The sequence below is a fragment of the Vibrio sp. IB15 genome, from assembly GCF_016406055.1.
Lineage (GTDB): Bacteria > Pseudomonadota > Gammaproteobacteria > Enterobacterales > Vibrionaceae > Vibrio > Vibrio chagasii.
In genome coordinates, this window is sequence record NZ_JAEFCE010000037.1 from 1 (window position 1) to 16615 (window position 16615).

Annotated in this window: 24 protein-coding genes and 1 pseudogene; 1 reads left to right on the forward strand and 24 read right to left on the reverse strand. The window is 51.1% G+C overall.

Annotated elements, in window-relative coordinates; all coding sequences use genetic code 11:
* The 24 genes and pseudogenes from JC606_RS14250 to JC606_RS14360 all read right to left on the reverse strand — a co-directional run.
* A pseudogene (locus JC606_RS14250) lies at positions 1-241 on the reverse strand (hypothetical protein); the annotation flags it as partial.
* Between the two features lie 13 nt (positions 242-254).
* Positions 255-791: a baseplate complex protein gene (locus JC606_RS14255; protein ID WP_198778800.1), complete on the reverse strand. Its 537-nt coding sequence runs from the start codon at positions 789-791 to the stop codon at positions 255-257.
* A 6-nt stretch (positions 792-797) separates the two neighbouring features.
* Entirely contained in the window at positions 798-1106 is a 309-nt protein-coding gene (locus tag JC606_RS14260) for a hypothetical protein (RefSeq protein WP_198778801.1), read from the reverse strand.
* A gap of 10 nt (positions 1107-1116) precedes the next feature.
* Positions 1117-1917, reverse strand: coding sequence for a hypothetical protein (locus tag JC606_RS14265; protein WP_198778802.1), 801 nt, complete (start codon positions 1915-1917; stop codon positions 1117-1119).
* The gene (locus tag JC606_RS14270) at positions 1910-2716 is read right to left on the reverse strand and encodes a phage tail-collar fiber domain-containing protein (RefSeq protein ID WP_198778803.1); all 807 of its coding nucleotides are present in this window, start codon (positions 2714-2716) and stop codon (positions 1910-1912) included. The genes JC606_RS14265 and JC606_RS14270 overlap by 8 nt, the downstream gene beginning before the upstream one ends.
* Positions 2717-2719: 3 nt before the next feature.
* Positions 2720-3220, reverse strand: coding sequence for a phage tail protein (locus JC606_RS14275; RefSeq protein WP_198778841.1), 501 nt, complete (start codon positions 3218-3220; stop codon positions 2720-2722).
* 19 nt (positions 3221-3239) lie between these two features.
* The gene (locus tag JC606_RS14280) at positions 3240-4427 is read right to left on the reverse strand and encodes a baseplate J/gp47 family protein (protein WP_198778804.1); all 1188 of its coding nucleotides are present in this window, start codon (positions 4425-4427) and stop codon (positions 3240-3242) included.
* The gene (locus JC606_RS14285; protein WP_105023243.1) at positions 4420-4752 is read right to left on the reverse strand and encodes a DUF2590 family protein; all 333 of its coding nucleotides are present in this window, start codon (positions 4750-4752) and stop codon (positions 4420-4422) included. Before JC606_RS14285 ends, JC606_RS14280 begins: the two co-directional genes overlap by 8 nt.
* Positions 4752-5168: a hypothetical protein gene (locus JC606_RS23680; RefSeq protein WP_233090363.1), complete on the reverse strand. Its 417-nt coding sequence runs from the start codon at positions 5166-5168 to the stop codon at positions 4752-4754. Before JC606_RS23680 ends, JC606_RS14285 begins: the two co-directional genes overlap by 1 nt.
* 5 nt (positions 5169-5173) lie before the next feature.
* Positions 5174-7093 carry a phage tail tape measure protein gene (locus tag JC606_RS14290; RefSeq protein WP_233090365.1) on the reverse strand — a complete coding sequence of 640 codons (1920 nt, stop codon included), beginning with the start codon at positions 7091-7093 and terminating at the stop codon, positions 5174-5176.
* Between the two features lie 25 nt (positions 7094-7118).
* Entirely contained in the window at positions 7119-7262 is a 144-nt protein-coding gene (locus JC606_RS14295; RefSeq protein WP_004742495.1) for a DUF6890 family protein, read from the reverse strand.
* A gap of 41 nt (positions 7263-7303) precedes the next feature.
* Positions 7304-7567 carry a putative phage tail assembly chaperone gene (locus tag JC606_RS14300; RefSeq protein ID WP_198778805.1) on the reverse strand — a complete coding sequence of 88 codons (264 nt, stop codon included), beginning with the start codon at positions 7565-7567 and terminating at the stop codon, positions 7304-7306.
* Positions 7564-7800, reverse strand: a complete 237-nt coding sequence (locus JC606_RS14305) for a hypothetical protein (protein ID WP_198778806.1) — start codon at positions 7798-7800, stop codon at positions 7564-7566. The genes JC606_RS14300 and JC606_RS14305 overlap by 4 nt, the downstream gene beginning before the upstream one ends.
* Positions 7801-7802: 2 nt before the next feature.
* Positions 7803-8033: a hypothetical protein gene (locus JC606_RS14310; protein WP_102271085.1), complete on the reverse strand. Its 231-nt coding sequence runs from the start codon at positions 8031-8033 to the stop codon at positions 7803-7805.
* Complete coding sequence (locus JC606_RS14315; RefSeq protein ID WP_198778807.1) at positions 8030-8542, reverse strand: hypothetical protein; 513 nt, start codon at positions 8540-8542, stop codon at positions 8030-8032. The genes JC606_RS14310 and JC606_RS14315 overlap by 4 nt, the downstream gene beginning before the upstream one ends.
* Entirely contained in the window at positions 8539-8757 is a 219-nt protein-coding gene (locus JC606_RS14320; RefSeq protein ID WP_198778808.1) for a TraR/DksA C4-type zinc finger protein, read from the reverse strand. Before JC606_RS14320 ends, JC606_RS14315 begins: the two co-directional genes overlap by 4 nt.
* A gap of 27 nt (positions 8758-8784) precedes the next feature.
* The gene (locus JC606_RS14325) at positions 8785-9240 is read right to left on the reverse strand and encodes a phage protein (RefSeq protein WP_004742489.1); all 456 of its coding nucleotides are present in this window, start codon (positions 9238-9240) and stop codon (positions 8785-8787) included.
* 3 nt (positions 9241-9243) lie between these two features.
* Positions 9244-10365, reverse strand: a complete 1122-nt coding sequence (locus JC606_RS14330) for a DUF2586 domain-containing protein (protein WP_198778809.1) — start codon at positions 10363-10365, stop codon at positions 9244-9246.
* A gap of 15 nt (positions 10366-10380) precedes the next feature.
* The gene (locus JC606_RS14335; protein ID WP_198778810.1) at positions 10381-11037 is read right to left on the reverse strand and encodes a virion morphogenesis protein; all 657 of its coding nucleotides are present in this window, start codon (positions 11035-11037) and stop codon (positions 10381-10383) included.
* Positions 11021-11512, reverse strand: a complete 492-nt coding sequence (locus JC606_RS14340) for a phage tail protein (protein ID WP_198778811.1) — start codon at positions 11510-11512, stop codon at positions 11021-11023. The genes JC606_RS14335 and JC606_RS14340 overlap by 17 nt, the downstream gene beginning before the upstream one ends.
* Positions 11509-11928 (reverse strand): head completion/stabilization protein, encoded by a 420-nt coding sequence (locus JC606_RS14345; RefSeq protein WP_198778812.1) that lies wholly within the window; start codon positions 11926-11928, stop codon positions 11509-11511. Before JC606_RS14345 ends, JC606_RS14340 begins: the two co-directional genes overlap by 4 nt.
* A 118-nt stretch (positions 11929-12046) precedes the next feature.
* The gene (gene gpM, locus JC606_RS14350) at positions 12047-12763 is read right to left on the reverse strand and encodes a phage terminase small subunit (RefSeq protein ID WP_198778813.1); all 717 of its coding nucleotides are present in this window, start codon (positions 12761-12763) and stop codon (positions 12047-12049) included.
* A gap of 3 nt (positions 12764-12766) precedes the next feature.
* The gene (locus JC606_RS14355) at positions 12767-13771 is read right to left on the reverse strand and encodes a phage major capsid protein, P2 family (RefSeq protein WP_198778814.1); all 1005 of its coding nucleotides are present in this window, start codon (positions 13769-13771) and stop codon (positions 12767-12769) included.
* Positions 13771-14661, reverse strand: a complete 891-nt coding sequence (locus JC606_RS14360; RefSeq protein WP_198778815.1) for a GPO family capsid scaffolding protein — start codon at positions 14659-14661, stop codon at positions 13771-13773. The genes JC606_RS14355 and JC606_RS14360 overlap by 1 nt, the downstream gene beginning before the upstream one ends.
* 174 nt (positions 14662-14835) lie before the next feature.
* Here JC606_RS14360 and JC606_RS14365 point away from each other — a divergent pair, with 174 nt between their 5' ends.
* Positions 14836-16614: a terminase large subunit domain-containing protein gene (locus JC606_RS14365; RefSeq protein WP_198778816.1), complete on the forward strand. Its 1779-nt coding sequence runs from the start codon at positions 14836-14838 to the stop codon at positions 16612-16614.
* Position 16615: the final 1 nt, after the last annotated feature.

The following is a 16615-nucleotide window of genomic DNA, read 5'->3' on the forward strand; positions in this document are numbered from 1 at the left end:
ACACGGTTGACCACCCTTTTTCAGAAGGTTGTACGCGCTCGATGTAACCAAGAAAAACGCGCGTTATGTCATCCCCCCATCCTAAATCAATCGCAATGAGCGTGTTGGGCTCTGGGTTTCCTTCTACCGACAGCTCACATCGCCCCGGCGTGTTGTGATTGAAAACGATGCGGTGACTTTTGACTTTGGTTTTCTCTTTGCCCACATACGCACGGCAAAGAAACTTATTGTTGATGGTCATGGTTAACCCTCGTTTACGCCAGTGCGTTATCCACGCTTTTTAGCACTTTCATCACGCCTGTCAGTTCCACTTGTGTATCGGGCGGCACGTCTTCGGTCTGTCCGGTTTCAACGCGCGTTTTTACCCCCTGCACCTTTTGCTGCGCGGCGGGCTTATCCGGTTGACGCTGCTCGACTCGCTCTGGCACCGAAAGGTGCTCGACCAGCTCGAACGACACGCTCCACTGGCGGTGAGCTTCTTGTTCATCGGCGCGCACGACGCCTTGGAATTTCACCTGGCGAATTTTCAACGCTTCAGCGGTTTGGTTACTAATACGGTAGATTTGGCGCGCATCGTTGTCTTGCGCTTCCGCCATGCTGAACAAGTGAGTTAATAGCTGGCTTTTGGTAAAAGGGATCACCCCTTTTACCGTGAGTATTTTACCCTTGCTGCCCATTTCCGCTTGGTCGGTCGCCGAAGTTTGGCCGGACATGTCTTGTCCAGCCAATTGCTGACGAACGCCAATGCGCAGGTTTTTTAATGGGAGCTGGGCACCATTAAGAATGAGCAACGTTATCTACTCCTCAGACGCATTATCACCGCTCGGTAGAGGGTAGCGCGCTTTTATCTCTTCTACTTTACGTTTCCAAAGCGCTTCAGACTCTGGGGTACCGTCAAATTGCCATTCCATAAACAATGGGTCTGACTCTCTTCGATACGCGGCTTTGCGTTTGCCCATCACCTCTTCAAGCAGTTGTTTCTCTTGCTCGGCAGAGAGACAAGCCATGGCCTCTTCTTCCGTGAGTCCAAGCTCCATTAAAATGAACGGTTCACTTGGCACGTTGATGAGCACTTCACCGGTGGGTAACGTTAATTCTGATATCATGACCTATCCCTTATGATTTGCGTTCAAACAAGTGTTGATTGGTGTGTTGATGCGCATTTCGGATCTCTGCATACCGCTCACCAAGAAAGGGATCATCTAATGCGTATGCCTTCGCCACCCACTTAATTTCCCCGCTTACTCCTGAGTAATGACCTATTTCAGCTTCGCCCACTTCTTTGCTGAAATGGATATCTGTGTTCCAATTCGTCATTACTGTATAAGTCAGACCGCCTCTCAGATAGCAACCACTGAATACGGGACAACCAACAATACCTCCAGATTTCACGCCCATATACATAGGTTTTGAGCCATCAACAGGGCGAGCAATGCAACTCATTCGAAACGCAACTTTTTTCACTGTCTCACGATACGTTTGAGAAATGCGCTTAATTTGAAGGTATTCAGCGTCACCACTCCAACCATAGCTGTTTCCTTCTATCTCGAGTAGGAGACCCGCAAGATGGGTAACCCCTTCTCCAAAGGGGCTCAAATGGCGGTCTCTCGAATACCCTCGGGTAATATCAATCTCCGCACCGCCATGTTCATTGGTTGGCATTACCCACCAAACGGGAAAAAAGTAGTCCGATGAAATGCCGGTCAGATCGATGATGTGTTTATATCGAGCCACCCCTTTCATTTTGTCGGCCGTGGCGGACTCCTTCCACGCGTCCAATTGCTTCACTTTAGCGGCCACCGTGGCGTTGACTTGGTCCATTTTCCCTTTCACATCATCCGACAATTGCTTGCTGGCTGCCGTCTGTTGCAGAGACGCCTCCACCGCTTGCTTTAGTAACACATCCACATTACTCATCCGTGCTCTCCATTTTTGTTAACGATTCTCGTAATTTCATTAGCTGATACTCTTGCTCTAGGGTTTGCTTTTGGGTCTGAATCAAAAACGTCGTCAACGTGACGTCCATTTCGATACGCTGCTGCTCGTAATGCTCATGGCACCTTTGCATTGACCCAAACAAGGTCAGGTGCTTTTCGTTGGTTTGCAAAAGGTCTTCTGAGAGCGTGTCCAATCGTTGATTCAAGAGATGGTTGCTCTCACTGAGCCTCCAATTTTCATGGCTTTGTTCAACCACCTCCTTTTGGGTCTCAATGAGTCCGACGGTGAGCTGAGCAAGTAAGGTGTCCATGTCATCCAGCTTGGCTTCGTAGTTAAACTGCCACGTCTCTGGGGTCACCGTGATTTGGGTGATGGCTTGAGCGCCCGAGAACTTCAGCAAGAAGTTACGCGTGAGGTTGTTCCCTTCTTCGCCCGTCAGTTCGTTATTCTTGCGCTTAGACTGCACCACCATGTGATTGGCCGACACCAACACCCCTTCTTCGCTGACTAGCCCAAGCCAGTTGAAGGCAAAGTTGCCCACGGTGTTGTCTAAAATCAGCGAGTACACCACCTCATTGTCATTCACGCAGGCACTGCGCGTCGGCGCACTTCGATAGACAATCTGACGACTTGATGGCAAAGATTGGTCGCGTCGTGGCGGCGTCTTCGGGTCGAGATTAGGCACATGGGCCAACACAAATTCGCGGATCACCAACGGTTGCTTGGCGTGTTGTTTTCGGGCGATCAGTTGCTCGCCTGCCAGGGTAATGACGGCCATAACTTATCCTATTGATGCACTGTAGGTTTCATGGGTGTGACTGAACTCAGCCACCGAAATATGCGGGTACGCCGCCGTGGTCACGTCAAAACTGTATCGACGGCAGGTTCTGCCATACTGACGAACCAAGGCGTCCATCAAACCAGGGACTTGATTCAAATCGTGGTCTCGCACTTTCACGCTGACCACATCCCAGGGGTAATAACCGAGCCGCTCTTCGATTTCGATATGGGGATAGCCCAACCTATCGAACATGGTTTCCCAGCCCACTTCTGAGCCGCCCCCAGTGGCAAACGCGTACGCAAAGTTCACTCGAATGCGGTAGATGTGCTCAGGCTCTTGGGGCAAACGTTCGATGTCTCGCTGCCAAGCCATCAAGTCCAATAATTCAATCGGGGCGACCATCGGATCTAACTGCCTCAGCGGCCACTCCAAGATGTCTTGAACGTGGGACCAATAACCCAGCAGCGCTTGGCCGAGCTTGTAGAGCTCGCCCTTACCCATCCAATGCTTGAGCGTAAAGTTAGGCCGTTTCAATGCGTATCTCCAACTGCTTCATCCTTGGTACTTCCATGCCATTGCTCAGGTCCGCATTGTCAAACTCAATCGACGCCAAGACAGGAAACTCACCGTGCAGCTCTTGCGCTAACTTCGAAAAACTAAAGCGCGAGGAAGGCTTGGTTTTGGTCGCCTGATAATCGGTGTTTTGCCTAAAGGCCGAGCCAATAAACAGCGCCATGTTCGCTTCCAATTGCGCGTTTTCTTCATCAGACAACAGGCGCGCCACCCAGGCTCGACACGTCACCGTGATGGTATTGCCTGGCATGGCGTACACCTTAAGATCATCGCCATGGCCATGATTGCCCTCTTGGTTGATGTGCGTGTTTAAATCCGCCAGCATTTGCGGTGATGGCTCACCCGAGTCCAACAAGATATAAGCGTTGGCCGAACCTGGACCTCGCGGCGCGTTGTGCTCGAAGTAAATGTTTTCGCTGTTGATGCCGGCACGCAACATCAGCAAGGAGCGATACGCCGCATCGATGTGCCATTTCGCCACGCCACTGAACTGATTTCGAATGCGCCCCCTCAGTTGGTCGTCGGTTTCTTCATCCGCGCCCGCGTTAATCAACCAATCGGCCGAATTCACCACGCGGCTAATACCTGGAACCGCCGACGTTAAGACATGAAAGTAGCCTTCGCCTAAGTTAAAGGCGGCGCCTTGATGCTCGGCCACCACTCTGCCAATGATTGAAGCGGCGTTTTCCGGTAACGTCGTGTCTTGGCTCAGTAGCACTCGATACACCGCGCCGTTAATCGGGTCGGTTTGTATCACTGTGCCCTTAGAAATCACAATCGCTGGCCCTTGCTGCGCGGCTCGGTGAATCACGACCTGTCCAACGGCTTTGGTGGCGGGTTTGCGCTTCACGTTGAACTGCCACGCCCACAGATCGAGCCATTTGTCTTTGGCTGTGGCCACGAACATGTTGGGCAACACGTACCCCACCAAAAAGCGGTTTACTAACCACACAGTCGGCCCAATCACCATGGTTTCAATCAAGCGCCAAAATGGCGAATATTGAGAGTCGTTAGCGATGGTGCTGCCTTGCTTCGCCGCTTCTTCTTTGAGCGTCGCTTTCCACTCTGACGCCTCAAGCGGTAACCCCGCTTTTTTCGCCAGCTCGGTAAAGTTGGGTTTGGGAATATCAGTCAACCTGCACCTCTGTTGTTACGCGGCCAAATTGCACCGTCTCTGCAAAAATATACAATTGCCCATCGCTCACTTCTTCGATGCGCACCGTCCCAGGCACCAAACGAACGTCTTCTTCCACTAACAACTCTAACTGTGTACGCGCATCGGCTTTTTTCGCGGGGCTGCGCTCAGCAATCAAGTGGATGGCTACGTTGCTTTCAATGATCGCGTGTTTGATGTCTTGAGCGATGACCGCTCGGTCTTGGATCAATACAGGGTTTCTACCTGCATCTAGTACCACGTCACCGTTTTCAATTAAGATGTCTTGATATACGTAATCAACCATTAGCCTGCCGCCATTTCTAATTCACTCGCCATGTCTTGTGGGCTGCTCATGTAAGTGGGGTAAATCGCCACACCGCCGTAATTGGTTGAACTCGTTTGATAATGGGCAATGCTCTTGGCCGCGCCACCTGGCTGGACTTGAGTGTGAGGCACTGCGCTTTGCACAGACTTGGATCTCACAGGCGTGGTGTCCTCCTCATCACCCAAACCAGGCAACCAATCAACCAGTCCTTTTAGGCTTTCCCAAATGCCCGCTAATTTATCGGTGAACCAACTGAACACGCTGCCAAAAATATTGCGCATCGCTTCGGCCATTTGGCCAATGAAGGCAAAGCCGCTGGTATCGCTAAAGCCGCTCATTACCCATTGCCATCCCGCCGATAGGAAGTTGAAAAGGGTTTGAAATGGCAATGTCACCAGCTCTACCGCACTAGAAATTTCGGTAAACCACCGTGTATCGCCATTTCCGCTGTAAACACGCGCCAACCCAATACTAGGCTCTCAAACCCGCCTCTCAACCACGACACCATTTGTCCAATGAAGGTAAAGCCACTGGTATCACTAAAGCCACTCATCACCCATTGCCAACTGGCAGCGATGGCTTTAAACACAAAGGTGAACCCATTCATGAGCAAACCCATCGAGCCAATAACACCCGCAATCACCCAGCCCACGCCTGTCGCCACGACGCCAACCACATCCAACACACCAAATAACACCGACCCCATCGCTGAAAAGCCAACTTTCACGGTTTCCCATAACACCTGAAAAACGCGAAGTAGAACGTCGCCTAGCATCTTGCCCAGTCCCATCACGATATTGAGCAAAGGCTTGAACGCATCAAACAACGTCGATACCGCCTGCATGGCCGCATCAGCGCTATACTCAATGGCCTGAAATACCGCGTTATCACCCAACGAGGCTTTCAAATCATCCCAGTAGTAGATCAGAGCACCCACAGCGGTTACTGCAGCTATCACCGCACTCACAATCAAGATGATAGGGTTGGCAGCAATGGCGATGTTCGCGGCGAGCATCGCAGCACGAAAAGCTCCTAAGCCTTGAGTGAGCAAGGCGCTCACTCCCGCGAACAACTTCATAGTAAGCAGGTAAGTGGCCATCACTTGTTTGCCCACTCCCATCATGAGCGTTAACGCGCCGCCTGCTGCCACAGCACCTAAAATTGCTATGGCTGCGAAGCCGATGTATTTAGACAGGTTCGGGAACATCTGCGTCCATTGAACGATTACGTTCGCGCCTTCAGCCATGTCGCCTACCACAGGTAAGATGGCTGGCAGAAGCACAGAGCCAAAAGCCGCACTAATGGCAAACACGCCTTGCTCTAACCGTTCCCATTGGTCGGTCATGGCGCCCGCCATTTGCTCAGCCACATCAAGCCCTTTAACTTTGCCGAGCTCGTTTATCGACGTGGCGAGCCCATCGGTGTTTTGCATCAATAGTTGGATCATCGCCGACGCTTCTTGCGTGCCAAACGCTTTGCTCAGCTCTGCGGCTTCGGCAACCGAGATGGTTTCCCCGTAGCGTCTCTTGATTTGGTTCAAGATATCGACCATCGGCAGCATTTGACCTTGGGCATTGGTGAACTGCATGTTCAAGGCGGCTTGCGCTTTGGCCGCGCCGGCTAAGAACGCGCGGTATTTTGTCCCCGCTTCACTGCCACTCATGGTGGACTGCAACGTACCTAAAATCGCCATCTGTTCGGTCATCCCAACCCCCACCGATGTGGCGGCGGCGCCTATTGAGGTGAACGCCGACGACATACCATCGCCCGTGGTTTTGAACATCTGCACCGCTTTGGCCGTTTGACCACCCAGCATATTGACCCAATCCGCCTTCCCTATTTCGTTGGCGGAATGTTGGAAAATGCCGTACATGGTGCCGACATAGTTGGTGATGGTTGCTGTGTCTGCTTTCGTTGCTGCGGCCAGCACCCCTGACGCGCGTGTAAACTCAGAAAGCTCATTGACACCTAAACCAGAAATCGCCGACTGAATATCATAAGAGGCGGCCACAAAATCGGCGGCCGACTTGCCATAGTCCACCGCAAACTCCAGGGCCGTGTCGCTGAGCTGCTTAAGCTGCTCATCCGCTACCCCGAGAGATTTCACCTCACCTAACGCCCTGTCCATTTCAATGGCGGGCATTAATGCTTGTTGCAGGGCAAAGCCCGCGCCCACCATGCCAGCGGCGCCCGACACCATGGTTTGCGTCCCTTGTTTGTAGGTATTGGTGACATCGGAGAGTTGGCGCTGAATGTGGCCCAGAGGTTTTGAGATCTGGTCAATCAATCCAACTTGAAATCTGAGGGCTTCTGGTAACATCAACAATTCTCTAATGGTTTGGTGGTTAACCGCTAAAGGCTTTGGCTACACCGCTAGCGGTGACGGCTTGCATGTTTTCCCAATGGTTCTTCTCTAGCCAAATCGCATAAGCCAGGTTCTGCTCAGTATCGGGCTCATTGGGTAGCCACTTGCGCCGCCACGCATACATCTTTTGCCTGTCACTGCTCTCAATAACAGCGACAAGCCCATCTATTTTTTTACCGAGATGGACAGCTTAGGGGCGTACTCTTTCAGCACCGCACCGTAAATCTGCGTTGCTGCTCCAGGGTTTTGCTGAGTAATGTCACGCAGCGCGGCTTTTGAGCCTTCGTCCACACAGCTCATCAGGAAGTTGTGAGCTGCGCTACTGGCATCACCTTGTAAGATGGTGTTTTGTGCGTCGTCGTACTCGGCTGGCGTTGGGTTGAACTCAAGGTCGGTCGTGCCAACGGTTAAAACAATGGATTTTGTCATGCTGCTTCTCGCTTCAATGATTCATAAATTCGAGTAAGTCCGGTTTCCAATTGACGCTCAAGGCGTTCAAAACCGTCCTTCACCTCTTCTTTGGTGGCGTAATTCTCCGCCACATGAGTTTTATAGTCGGCAAGCTCTTTCGAGAGGGAAAACAGCTTGCCAATCAATGCTCCGGTTAACATCACCAACAAGGTAGCCAAGGCAACCAGAGCCGATAGCCAAGTTGGATCCATCGCTATTCCTTCTGTGGGATTTCCTTCAAGCGTTTGCCTTGAAGAGAGGCGATTACATCGTCTACGGTCTCTTGAATCACGTCGTTGGTACTCAAGTCACGAAGCGCTTCAAGCCCCCACACCACAAGACGACTCGCAAAGCGTTCAAGAATGATTTTCCAACCGATTTGAAAGAACAGGCCTTTCAAAACTTCCAGTAAGGTTTTGCCGATGATCCCCGTTAAAAAGCTCATGATTGTTCTCCCATCATGGATAAATAAGCGTTAAGGTAATCCGCCTCTGTGGCTTTACCTGCCGACGTGTTCCAGTACTTTTTCGCGTAACGCGCTAAACCTTTAAGGTCATCCGCTTCTGGCAAGGCTTCTGGGAATCGGATCAGGTTCAAACGCGCCGTGGCCACCGCGAACTGAGGGGAAATCACCATATAGTCCGCATCCTGTTTTTCGACGGAATCGGCGGTCAGCGGCGCAAACATCGAAAGCGCGTCCAACAAGTGAGGCCGTGTTTTTCCTAGCCATTCAATCAACCAGGCAAAGGTGGCTGGCTCCATTTGAGTGAACCCTAATGCGGGACCACGCACCTGCTTGGCGTACGTCAATGCACCGGATTCATGGGCGACAATCATCAAAATCAGACGGATGGCGGCTGGCGTGTTCAGCTTGCCGTGCCCGCCAGTAACCATGTCTAAATGATCGAGTACCGGCTTAATCACATGCTCAACAAAGAGCGTTCCTAGTTTCATCGTTTCATCTTCTCCAAATCGCTTTGACAGTGAGTGCAGTACTGACATCCCACGATGTGTTGGCGGCGAGCTTCAGGGATGGGATCGCCGCACTCGCCACATTCCTGCGCGCTCTCCCGGTGGTTTTCTGGCTTAGCCCTTGCCAATTGGTTGGCCAATGCCACTTCTGTGAGTTGGGCTTCAATGTCACAGGCATGGTCGACAACATCAGACATCTCGTCTCCTATCGAATCAGAAAAGCATTACTGGACCAGGTCTGCGGTTTCATCAGGGCGCAGGTATGGCACGCCGTTGATTTTCACAAAGTCTGGGCTGGTCACTTCGAACGGCAGCTTGTGCACGAGCGCACTGCCTCCGTTGGTGTCGGCGTCGAGTAAATCCGAGATCTTGATACGACAGCCAAAGGCTTCGATTTTCAGTTCGTCTTTATCAATCTTGCCGTAGAACAAGGCATCAAAGTCCGGCATGCCACGCCAAGAGCCGGCGCCTCTCGCAGCCTTGCTCAACTGATTAAATTGCTGCGTGGTGAGCTCCATCTCGCCGCTGGCTTCGACATCGCCATCGACGTAACCATCCGGCACCCCTGAGGTTTTATTGACGGCGGAATTGTCGGTAATAGAGAGGCTGACTTTTTGCGCTTTGAGCTTGTAGTCGCCCATTGAAAAATGCATGTTCTTACCAGAAATTCGCATGCTCATGGATTAGGCCTCCGTGTCGGCTGGGTTAGAGAGATCGAGACCGATATTGACCACGATGTGTTTTGGGCAGTTGTGTGGGCGAACCATCAAGCCAATGTTGACTTTGGTTTTGCTCATCCACTGAATCGACACGTCCTCTTCACGCGGTGCCATGATTTCACCAGGGAACGGGATCCCCCCAATCTCGGTGGTCTTCGACATGTCACGCATGTCTTTGCTAAAGTAAGTGCGATTGAGCTCGATACTCGGTGGCGTCGAATTGAGAATGCGATCGGCAATGCGACGAATCGCTTTAATACGTACGCGGCGGTTCAACTTATGAACGGGGCGAACGTACTCTAAGAACTGATAGTCTCCGCCTTTGGTTTCCAGTGTGGTGGCATCGCTCCAGTACACCCCTTCCATATCGGCGTACCATTGCGGTAAGGAGTAACGCGCATTGGCCAAGGCCGAAATGGTGCTCATTTCCAGAGGTTTGCCGGCGCTATCGATAGGCATCTCGCCAAGGCCCAACACGCTGCCCGTGGCCACTCGCATCGGGCTATCAGCCACGGTCACCGCGCGATCACATAAGCGACCACCCAACACACCGATGTTATTGCCATTGAGCATCGGAACCGGTGTCACGAGGTTCGCGGAGACACCATTGATCAATGCCAATAGACTGGTTTCGTATTTAGCCCAGGTTTGCTTGCTCTTATCGATGCCAGGACACGCCGCCAAAAAGAACACCCAACGGCCCAGCTTGCTGGTGAGCTCAGTCGCTTTGCTTTGCATCGCTTGGAAGTCGGCTTTGCTGCTTACCACATCGACAACGCACACGCCTTCGAACGAATCGGTTCGATTGGCAATATCGACGGCCTCCTGCCACGTTTTACCTTCAGCGAGACCAAACACAGCACCTGTCCAATTCTGTTTTCCATTGAGCTGTGCGGCTTTCAGGTTAGCGCCCAGCAAGTCATCCGCGACGACATCATCAAGGTTGGTCATGTTGTTGACGCGGGTGACCTTACCTTGCAGTTCAGTTTTATCGGTGCGACCGATATACAGCAGGTGGCGTTCAATCTCTGGGATCCCGCCTTGTCCTAAATTAAGGTTGTTGACCTCGACCTTTCCGGTTGCCATTGGTTATGTCCTCGCTTATTTTCGCTTTCTGGCCTGCTCAAAAATGGTGATGAGTTGGCGGGTTACTTCGCGTTCTTTACTACCTAATATCTGGCGCTCGACTAAAGGGATATCCCAAGCGGTGACACTCGGCTGATTGCTCAGCTCTCGGATAATTTGCCCAGCTTGGCCATGGCTAACAGTGGCCATCAATAACTTGAGTGAGGGTTTCTTCCTTCCCTTGCCACTCTTTCGCGCGACCGTGTAACCCAGCTCCCTCAGTTTTCGCGCTTGCCCTTTACTGCAAGGCGCACTGTAGTTAGGTGTTCCCCACCGCTTTTGCATTTGGCGCTTGGTCATGGTTTGCTTTTGACCAAGGTGATGCCTGGCGGCAATTCTTGCGGTGAGCTTATTGCCCCAAGTTAAGTCGAGCGTGTCGGCGTTTCGTACATAAGGGGTTAATCCCTTGGCCATACGGCGCATCACTTTTCCGCGCTTATTCCGTTTCTTCGGTGCTAAGGCTTGGCCGTGAATGTCTTTTTGTTGCTGAATGCGTTTGCGTGTATTGGCTTTTTCCCAGCGCCCTAAGGTTTTCAATATCCATACACGCTTTCTGGGGGGAAGCGCTAACATGGCTAACCTTTCTTGCAGGTTGAGCACATCCCTTTTATTCGCACTAATCGTTGGTTTCATTCACCAACTCCGCTTCTTCTGCGGTGTAAATCTCCACGGCTTGAACTCGATATCGCATGCCTCGCCAGGTGATCATGCCGGCTTCATCTGGGACCAACTCAATGGGCTCCATCAACTCCAGTTCAATGCTCACATCGGCCGCTTCACTGCTGATCACATCGACCGAAAGCGTGGGGTCTTCAAGCTCTTGCTCGTTGCGATCTTCTTCATGGTCACTGAGCCAACAAGCAATCAGAGCCAGTAAGCAGCGAGGATCCAGTAATTGGTGAGGAAACTCCTCAACCGAAATCACCGCGTTATATTTCCAGTAACAGGCGATATACCCGCCGTTCCCACGGTCTTCACCGCTTGGCACTATCGAGCCGTTTTCTTGCCACGCGTCCATTTTGTTCTCAAGCACGTTGCTGTTGAGGTGGCTGACGATGTAAGTCGTTAAGTGCTCAAGCTTGGTTTGGTTGTAAACTGCGCTGCTCATATCACGCCAATCCCATTCGCACTGCGGCCAAGCAGTTGAGAGACATCTTTGTTACTTTGCGCGAGAAAACGTGCCGCCTGTTGCGGTTCATCTAATGCCGCGTTGTCTCCTTCTTTGCGCCTGTCTTGCGTGGCGAACTCGGGCAACAATTCCGAGTGCGCTCGACCGTACACCGCACGTTTGTACAAGGCGGTTTTAGCGACGTTCAGTGATGGCGGGACTCCCTCGACCAACAGGCTCACTAACTTCTCTTGAATATTGTTGGCCGCTATCGTGATGGCCACCGCCATAGAGTCGTTATCAAACGTATGCGGAATGCGGCGCAGTTGACGAAACTCATCGTTCGTTAAATCGGGCCAACCTTCACCGGGTATCACTTGGTTACTCGCCTTATCCACTTTTCCGCCAAAGCTCATCCTGTCTCCTTATTGGAATAAGTGCGCCTCTGGCCACTGAGTCGACGGAATAAGCCGGGTGATGAATCACTTGCTCTTCCTCGTCAGTCGAGGCGCGGTGGCGTAGGAGCCTGTTCAGTCAGAGGTTATCGCCACTCTCTAACGCTCGGATACGTTGGTCGATGTTATCGATCATGGTGCTTACCCCAATCGCGCTGTATTGCTCATGCGCGTTTTGAAGATGAGTTCGCGCTGTCTGTAGCGTGTCGATATCGCCCACCGACGCGGCGTGGGGTTTACCTTGCTCATTTCGAAGCAAGTGTAAGCCGGCGAACTTCAGCCATTTCGCCGTCGGCTTCTCGTTGATACGCCAAACTTGGGTGACCTTCTCGAAGACCTGAGAGAAATAAGGTTCGACGGACTGGCACTTGTCTGCCATTCGCTCTGACCAGGCCAAGACTTCATCGGCGCAGAAGGTTGCAAAATCACGCTTGAATCGCTCGGGCGTATCGAGCCCGCGTTCAATGGCGATGTCACACCACTTGATGGCAGTATCGAGATCTTCGATATCAAAGAGCCAAATCACCATTTGCGTAAACAGCGGGTTATCGAACTGCTCGTCACCGGCGAGGTAAGCTTCAATCGCATCGCGATATTTAGGCACCAACACTTCGCGTTTGTGATTCACCTTTTCGTCTTTACGATTGAAGGTTTTTAGTACCTTCAAATCGCTGTCGAGTTCGGCGAGCAGCAAGTGCAAACTGTTTGGGTGAGCAACAAACTGCGTTTCAGCTGTCGATTGCTTTTGTTGTTGTGCCAAGGCCTCTTGGCGCAACTTGGCTAATGGGCTGGCCATACATTACCCCTTCGCAGGTTCAACAACGGTCACATCTTCAATCGCGGCAAACTTGTGGTAGTTGCCGACGGCATAACCTTCCATACGAATATGGTTAGATTCGAAGCGAAGTCGATCCGTGTTGTTCTCTTGCTTACGCCACTGCGTGCCTGTTTGCGTCAAGATTTGCAGATTTTTTAGGTTGCTGACCCAAATTGCGTTCGCAGGGAAAAACGGGGGTGTATAAGCCTTCTTGCCCGCAATCGTCTTAGCAAGAGATTGAGCGGCTTTGTGCTCGGTAGGCGTGTCTGCCGACTCCAACAAACGATGCTGCTCAGCCGCCACCAGGTTAGAGCCAATAATCACGACCAAATCATCATCTTGGCGATGTTGCTCTGCTATGGTGGTGTTAATCAAATCTTGAACCAGTGAATCCAGATTTTTATACGAGCCGTCTGTTTTGCCCGTCGCATCCAGTTTTGCAGCCGGAAGTACTTGTACCGCTTTTTTCTCTTTGACGATGGCCAACCAACCTTTGTTGACGTCTTGGCCTAGAGGGTTATTCACCGGATCGGTCACTGTCGCAATACTCGTACCATTAAAACCGATACGCAGCATATCTAACGCAAAACGTTTAGCGATGGCGCTTTTCATCAAATTAAGCCACTGGCCCTTACTGCCAGAATTAATCCATTGGGTCATCAGCTCCCAAGGGATATGGCAACCTGAATCGGTTTTTACGAGCTCGTAAGTATTGCCTTCTTGATCGACATCCACACTGAAACGGCCGTCAGCACGACCGGTGGCAAGACCATCTAAACCCACATCAATGACCTGACCTTTGATTTGTTCGACCAAACCACTGTGGATCATGCCAAGAAAGGCATGGGAATGTTTCATCGCGTCACGCAGCTTGGTTTCCATCACCGGCGTGATGCTGAACATCTTAGAGCCTGCTGCCGCACCAGCCGCTTGAACCGTCACGTCACAGAACTCTTGAATACATTGAGTAGAAATGGCATTTAACATTAATACATGTCCTTAGCATTGAATTGATTAGCATCATCGCCGCCATGGCCTTCTTCACCAGGCTTTTGCCCTGGGACTTCTTGCTTAAGCTCGGCGAACTGGGTTTCTAGGCTCTTTACTTGCTCGGTGACGGGCGCGAGCTGCTTCTCCAATACACTGGAAAACTGCTCTAAAGAGAACGTTTGAACTTCGCCTTCAGGGACAGCTTCAGGTTCATTAGGCGTTTGCGTTTGCAGGTTAAACTCTTGCTTGAGTTCATCCTTTAACTCACCTTTCATGATGCCGAACTGCTCTTTCAGGGCAGCTTTGAGTTGTTCTTCGGTCACTTCTTCTTCCTCTGGTTCAGGTTCCGGTTGTGGCTCTGGCTGTTCGTCACCAGAATTGAAAAAGGCATTACACAGAGCAAAAAAGCGATCGGTTTTGGAATAGCACTCATCCAAATTGATGGCTTCCAGTTGGCTACAACTGAGCTCTGTGGTTTTACCGTCTTGTCGTGAAAACTGAAGTAATGACACACCAGACGATGCCGGGGAATCGGTCACGGCTAACCCCGTTAGGTAGCACTTTCCTTGCCCTTTATAATCTGGATTGGGTTCAATGGAGGTAAACAGCTTCTGCCCAAGCTTATTGGCTTCAAGTAAGTATTGGTTAGGTTCAAGCTTGGCAAACAAGCGCATTTTGCCATCCACTTCTTCAGCTTTAACTTCAAGCACTCTGCCCCAGTTACTGCCGTAACCGGCAAAGCGTTTATGCTCTGGCCAAATCAACGCGGTGTATTCACTCAGGGCATAGTTCTCGGCAATCTGCGTGAGCCATTCGCGGGTGATCTTACGACCATCTACCGTTGGCCCTTCGGTTGCTACAATTTTCCAATCACTGATTTTTGCCATTTGAGTGCGTACCTAATTTTCATTGGTCAGTTCGTGTTTTGAGTTTTCACAATACGCCTTTGAATCGGTGGTTTCAGCCACTTCGATTCCGACCAATTCGGATAGGAGCGATAACGGAAATCCTCCGAACTTTGCTATGCAATTTAAGGCGTGAACAGGGCTTATGATGGGCTCATGGCATATACATCCGAAACACGACATGCAGCCCGAGCCCTGTATTTAAAGGCTTGGACACCCAAAGAAATCGCTTCCGAATTAGGTTTGAACAGCACCCGAATTCTTTATCACTGGGCTGACAAATACGGATGGCGTGACATGCTGCGCGAGCAAACAATAGATGAGTCCATCGCGCGCAGAATTGAAACCTTACTCGAACTGGAGAACCCTTCTAAAAGCCAACTCGATATGCTTGATAGGCTCATCAAGCACCATGTTCAACTCAAAAAACACCACGCTCAAACTCAGCCCGTGGCTGAGAAACGCGCCACGAATGAAACGCAACCTGCAAAGAACACTCAAGGGAAAAAGGCGCGTTCGACTAAGAACGACGACAAGCAGAAAAAGAAGAGTAAAAAGAAAAACAACATCGCTGAGCTGACCAAAGAGAACTTCGCGACCTGGCATGAATCGCTCTTTGAATATCAGCACACGATGCGTAACAACCTGCACCAGCGTACACGCAACATTCTTAAATCACGCCAGATTGGCGCGACCTACTATTTCAGTGGTGAAGCGTTAGAAGATGCGATTTTGACCGGCGATAACCAGATATTTTTGTCGGCGTCTCGCGCCCAGGCCGAAGTATTCAGAAGTTACATCATCGCGGTTGCTCAAGCGTTCTTAGGCATCGAATTGACCGGCAACCCGATCATTCTCTCTAATGGCGCAGAGCTACGCTTTCTCTCGACCAACTCCAAAACCGCGCAAAGTTATCATGGCCACGTTTATGTGGATGAATACTTTTGGATCCCTAAGTTCGATGAACTCAACAAACTCGCGTCCGCCATGGCGACCCACAAGAACTGGCGCAAAACCTACTTCTCCACCCCTTCGGCTAAAACCCACCAGGCTTACACCTTTTGGACGGGTGACCAATGGCGCCAAGGTCGAGACACCCGCGCCAATATTGAGTTTCCGACCTTTGACGACTATCGAGACGGTGGAAGACTCTGCCCAGACAAGCAATGGCGTTACGTGGTCACGATTGAGGATGCCGCTGCTGGCGGTTGTGAACTATTTGATATCGATGAACTGCGCGACGAATACAGCAAAGACGATTTCGATAATCTGTTTATGTGTATCTTCGTCGATGGCGCCAGCTCGGTCTTTAAGTTCTCAGCACTTGAGAAAGCCATGGTCGACATTAGCCGGTGGCAAGACTTCAAGCCCAATGACAACGATCCCTTCAACCGGCGTGAGGTGTGGTTAGGTTACGATCCAAGCCGAACCCGAGACAACGCCTGTTTAGTTGTGGTGGCCCCGCCTATTGTGGCCATTGAAAAGTTCCGAGTCTTGGAAAAGCACTATTGGCGCGGGTTGAACTTTCAGTACCAGGCTCAGCAAGTCTCAAAAGTGTTTGAGCGTTACAACGTCAGCTATTTGGGCATCGATACCACAGGCATTGGTGCGGGTGTCTATGACTTGCTCAGCAAAAAACACCCGCGAGAAACCGTGGCCATTCAATACAGCAACGAAAGTAAAAACCGATTGGTGATGAAGATGATTGATGTGGTCGAAGCCAATCGCATTCAATTTGATGCTGAGCACAAAGACATTGCTATGGCCTTCATGGCCATTAAGCGAGCGACCACCAACAGCGGTAACAACATGACCTTCAAAGCCGAACGCAGCGAGTTAACTGGCCACGCCGATGCATTTTGGGCTATTTCACACGCTTGCATTAATGAGCCGCTCGACCACTCAGAAAAACGCAAATCAACTTGGCAGATGTAAC

Bases quoted from the DNA above. Each gene is read 5' to 3' on its own strand.
- JC606_RS14365 (WP_198778816.1), top strand. From the start codon at position 14,836: ATGGCATATACATCCGAAACACGACATGCAGCCCGAGCCCTGTATTTA.
- JC606_RS14310 (WP_102271085.1), bottom strand. From the start codon at position 8,033: ATGAGCTTTTTAACGGGGATCATCGGCAAAACCTTACTGGAAGTTTTG.
- JC606_RS14265 (WP_198778802.1), bottom strand. From the start codon at position 1,917: ATGAGTAATGTGGATGTGTTACTAAAGCAAGCGGTGGAGGCGTCTCTG.
- JC606_RS14285 (WP_105023243.1), bottom strand. From the start codon at position 4,752: ATGGTTGATTACGTATATCAAGACATCTTAATTGAAAACGGTGACGTG.
- JC606_RS14295 (WP_004742495.1), bottom strand. From the start codon at position 7,262: ATGTATGCGTGGCGGCGCAAGTGGCTACCCAATGAGCCCGATACTGAG.
- JC606_RS14340 (WP_198778811.1), bottom strand. From the start codon at position 11,512: ATGAGCAGCGCAGTTTACAACCAAACCAAGCTTGAGCACTTAACGACT.
- JC606_RS14275 (WP_198778841.1), bottom strand. From the start codon at position 3,220: ATGGGTAAGGGCGAGCTCTACAAGCTCGGCCAAGCGCTGCTGGGTTAT.
- gpM (WP_198778813.1), bottom strand. From the start codon at position 12,763: ATGGCCAGCCCATTAGCCAAGTTGCGCCAAGAGGCCTTGGCACAACAA.
- JC606_RS14335 (WP_198778810.1), bottom strand. From the start codon at position 11,037: ATGAAACCAACGATTAGTGCGAATAAAAGGGATGTGCTCAACCTGCAA.
- JC606_RS14330 (WP_198778809.1), bottom strand. From the start codon at position 10,365: ATGGCAACCGGAAAGGTCGAGGTCAACAACCTTAATTTAGGACAAGGC.
- JC606_RS14325 (WP_004742489.1), bottom strand. From the start codon at position 9,240: ATGAGCATGCGAATTTCTGGTAAGAACATGCATTTTTCAATGGGCGAC.
- JC606_RS14270 (WP_198778803.1), bottom strand. From the start codon at position 2,716: ATGGCCGTCATTACCCTGGCAGGCGAGCAACTGATCGCCCGAAAACAA.
- JC606_RS14290 (WP_233090365.1), bottom strand. From the start codon at position 7,093: ATGTTACCAGAAGCCCTCAGATTTCAAGTTGGATTGATTGACCAGATC.
- JC606_RS14320 (WP_198778808.1), bottom strand. From the start codon at position 8,757: ATGTCTGATGTTGTCGACCATGCCTGTGACATTGAAGCCCAACTCACA.
- JC606_RS14355 (WP_198778814.1), bottom strand. From the start codon at position 13,771: ATGTTAAATGCCATTTCTACTCAATGTATTCAAGAGTTCTGTGACGTG.
- JC606_RS14360 (WP_198778815.1), bottom strand. From the start codon at position 14,661: ATGGCAAAAATCAGTGATTGGAAAATTGTAGCAACCGAAGGGCCAACG.
- JC606_RS14315 (WP_198778807.1), bottom strand. From the start codon at position 8,542: ATGAAACTAGGAACGCTCTTTGTTGAGCATGTGATTAAGCCGGTACTC.
- JC606_RS14345 (WP_198778812.1), bottom strand. From the start codon at position 11,928: ATGAGCTTTGGCGGAAAAGTGGATAAGGCGAGTAACCAAGTGATACCC.
- JC606_RS14260 (WP_198778801.1), bottom strand. From the start codon at position 1,106: ATGATATCAGAATTAACGTTACCCACCGGTGAAGTGCTCATCAACGTG.
- JC606_RS14300 (WP_198778805.1), bottom strand. From the start codon at position 7,567: ATGACAAAATCCATTGTTTTAACCGTTGGCACGACCGACCTTGAGTTC.
- JC606_RS14305 (WP_198778806.1), bottom strand. From the start codon at position 7,800: ATGGATCCAACTTGGCTATCGGCTCTGGTTGCCTTGGCTACCTTGTTG.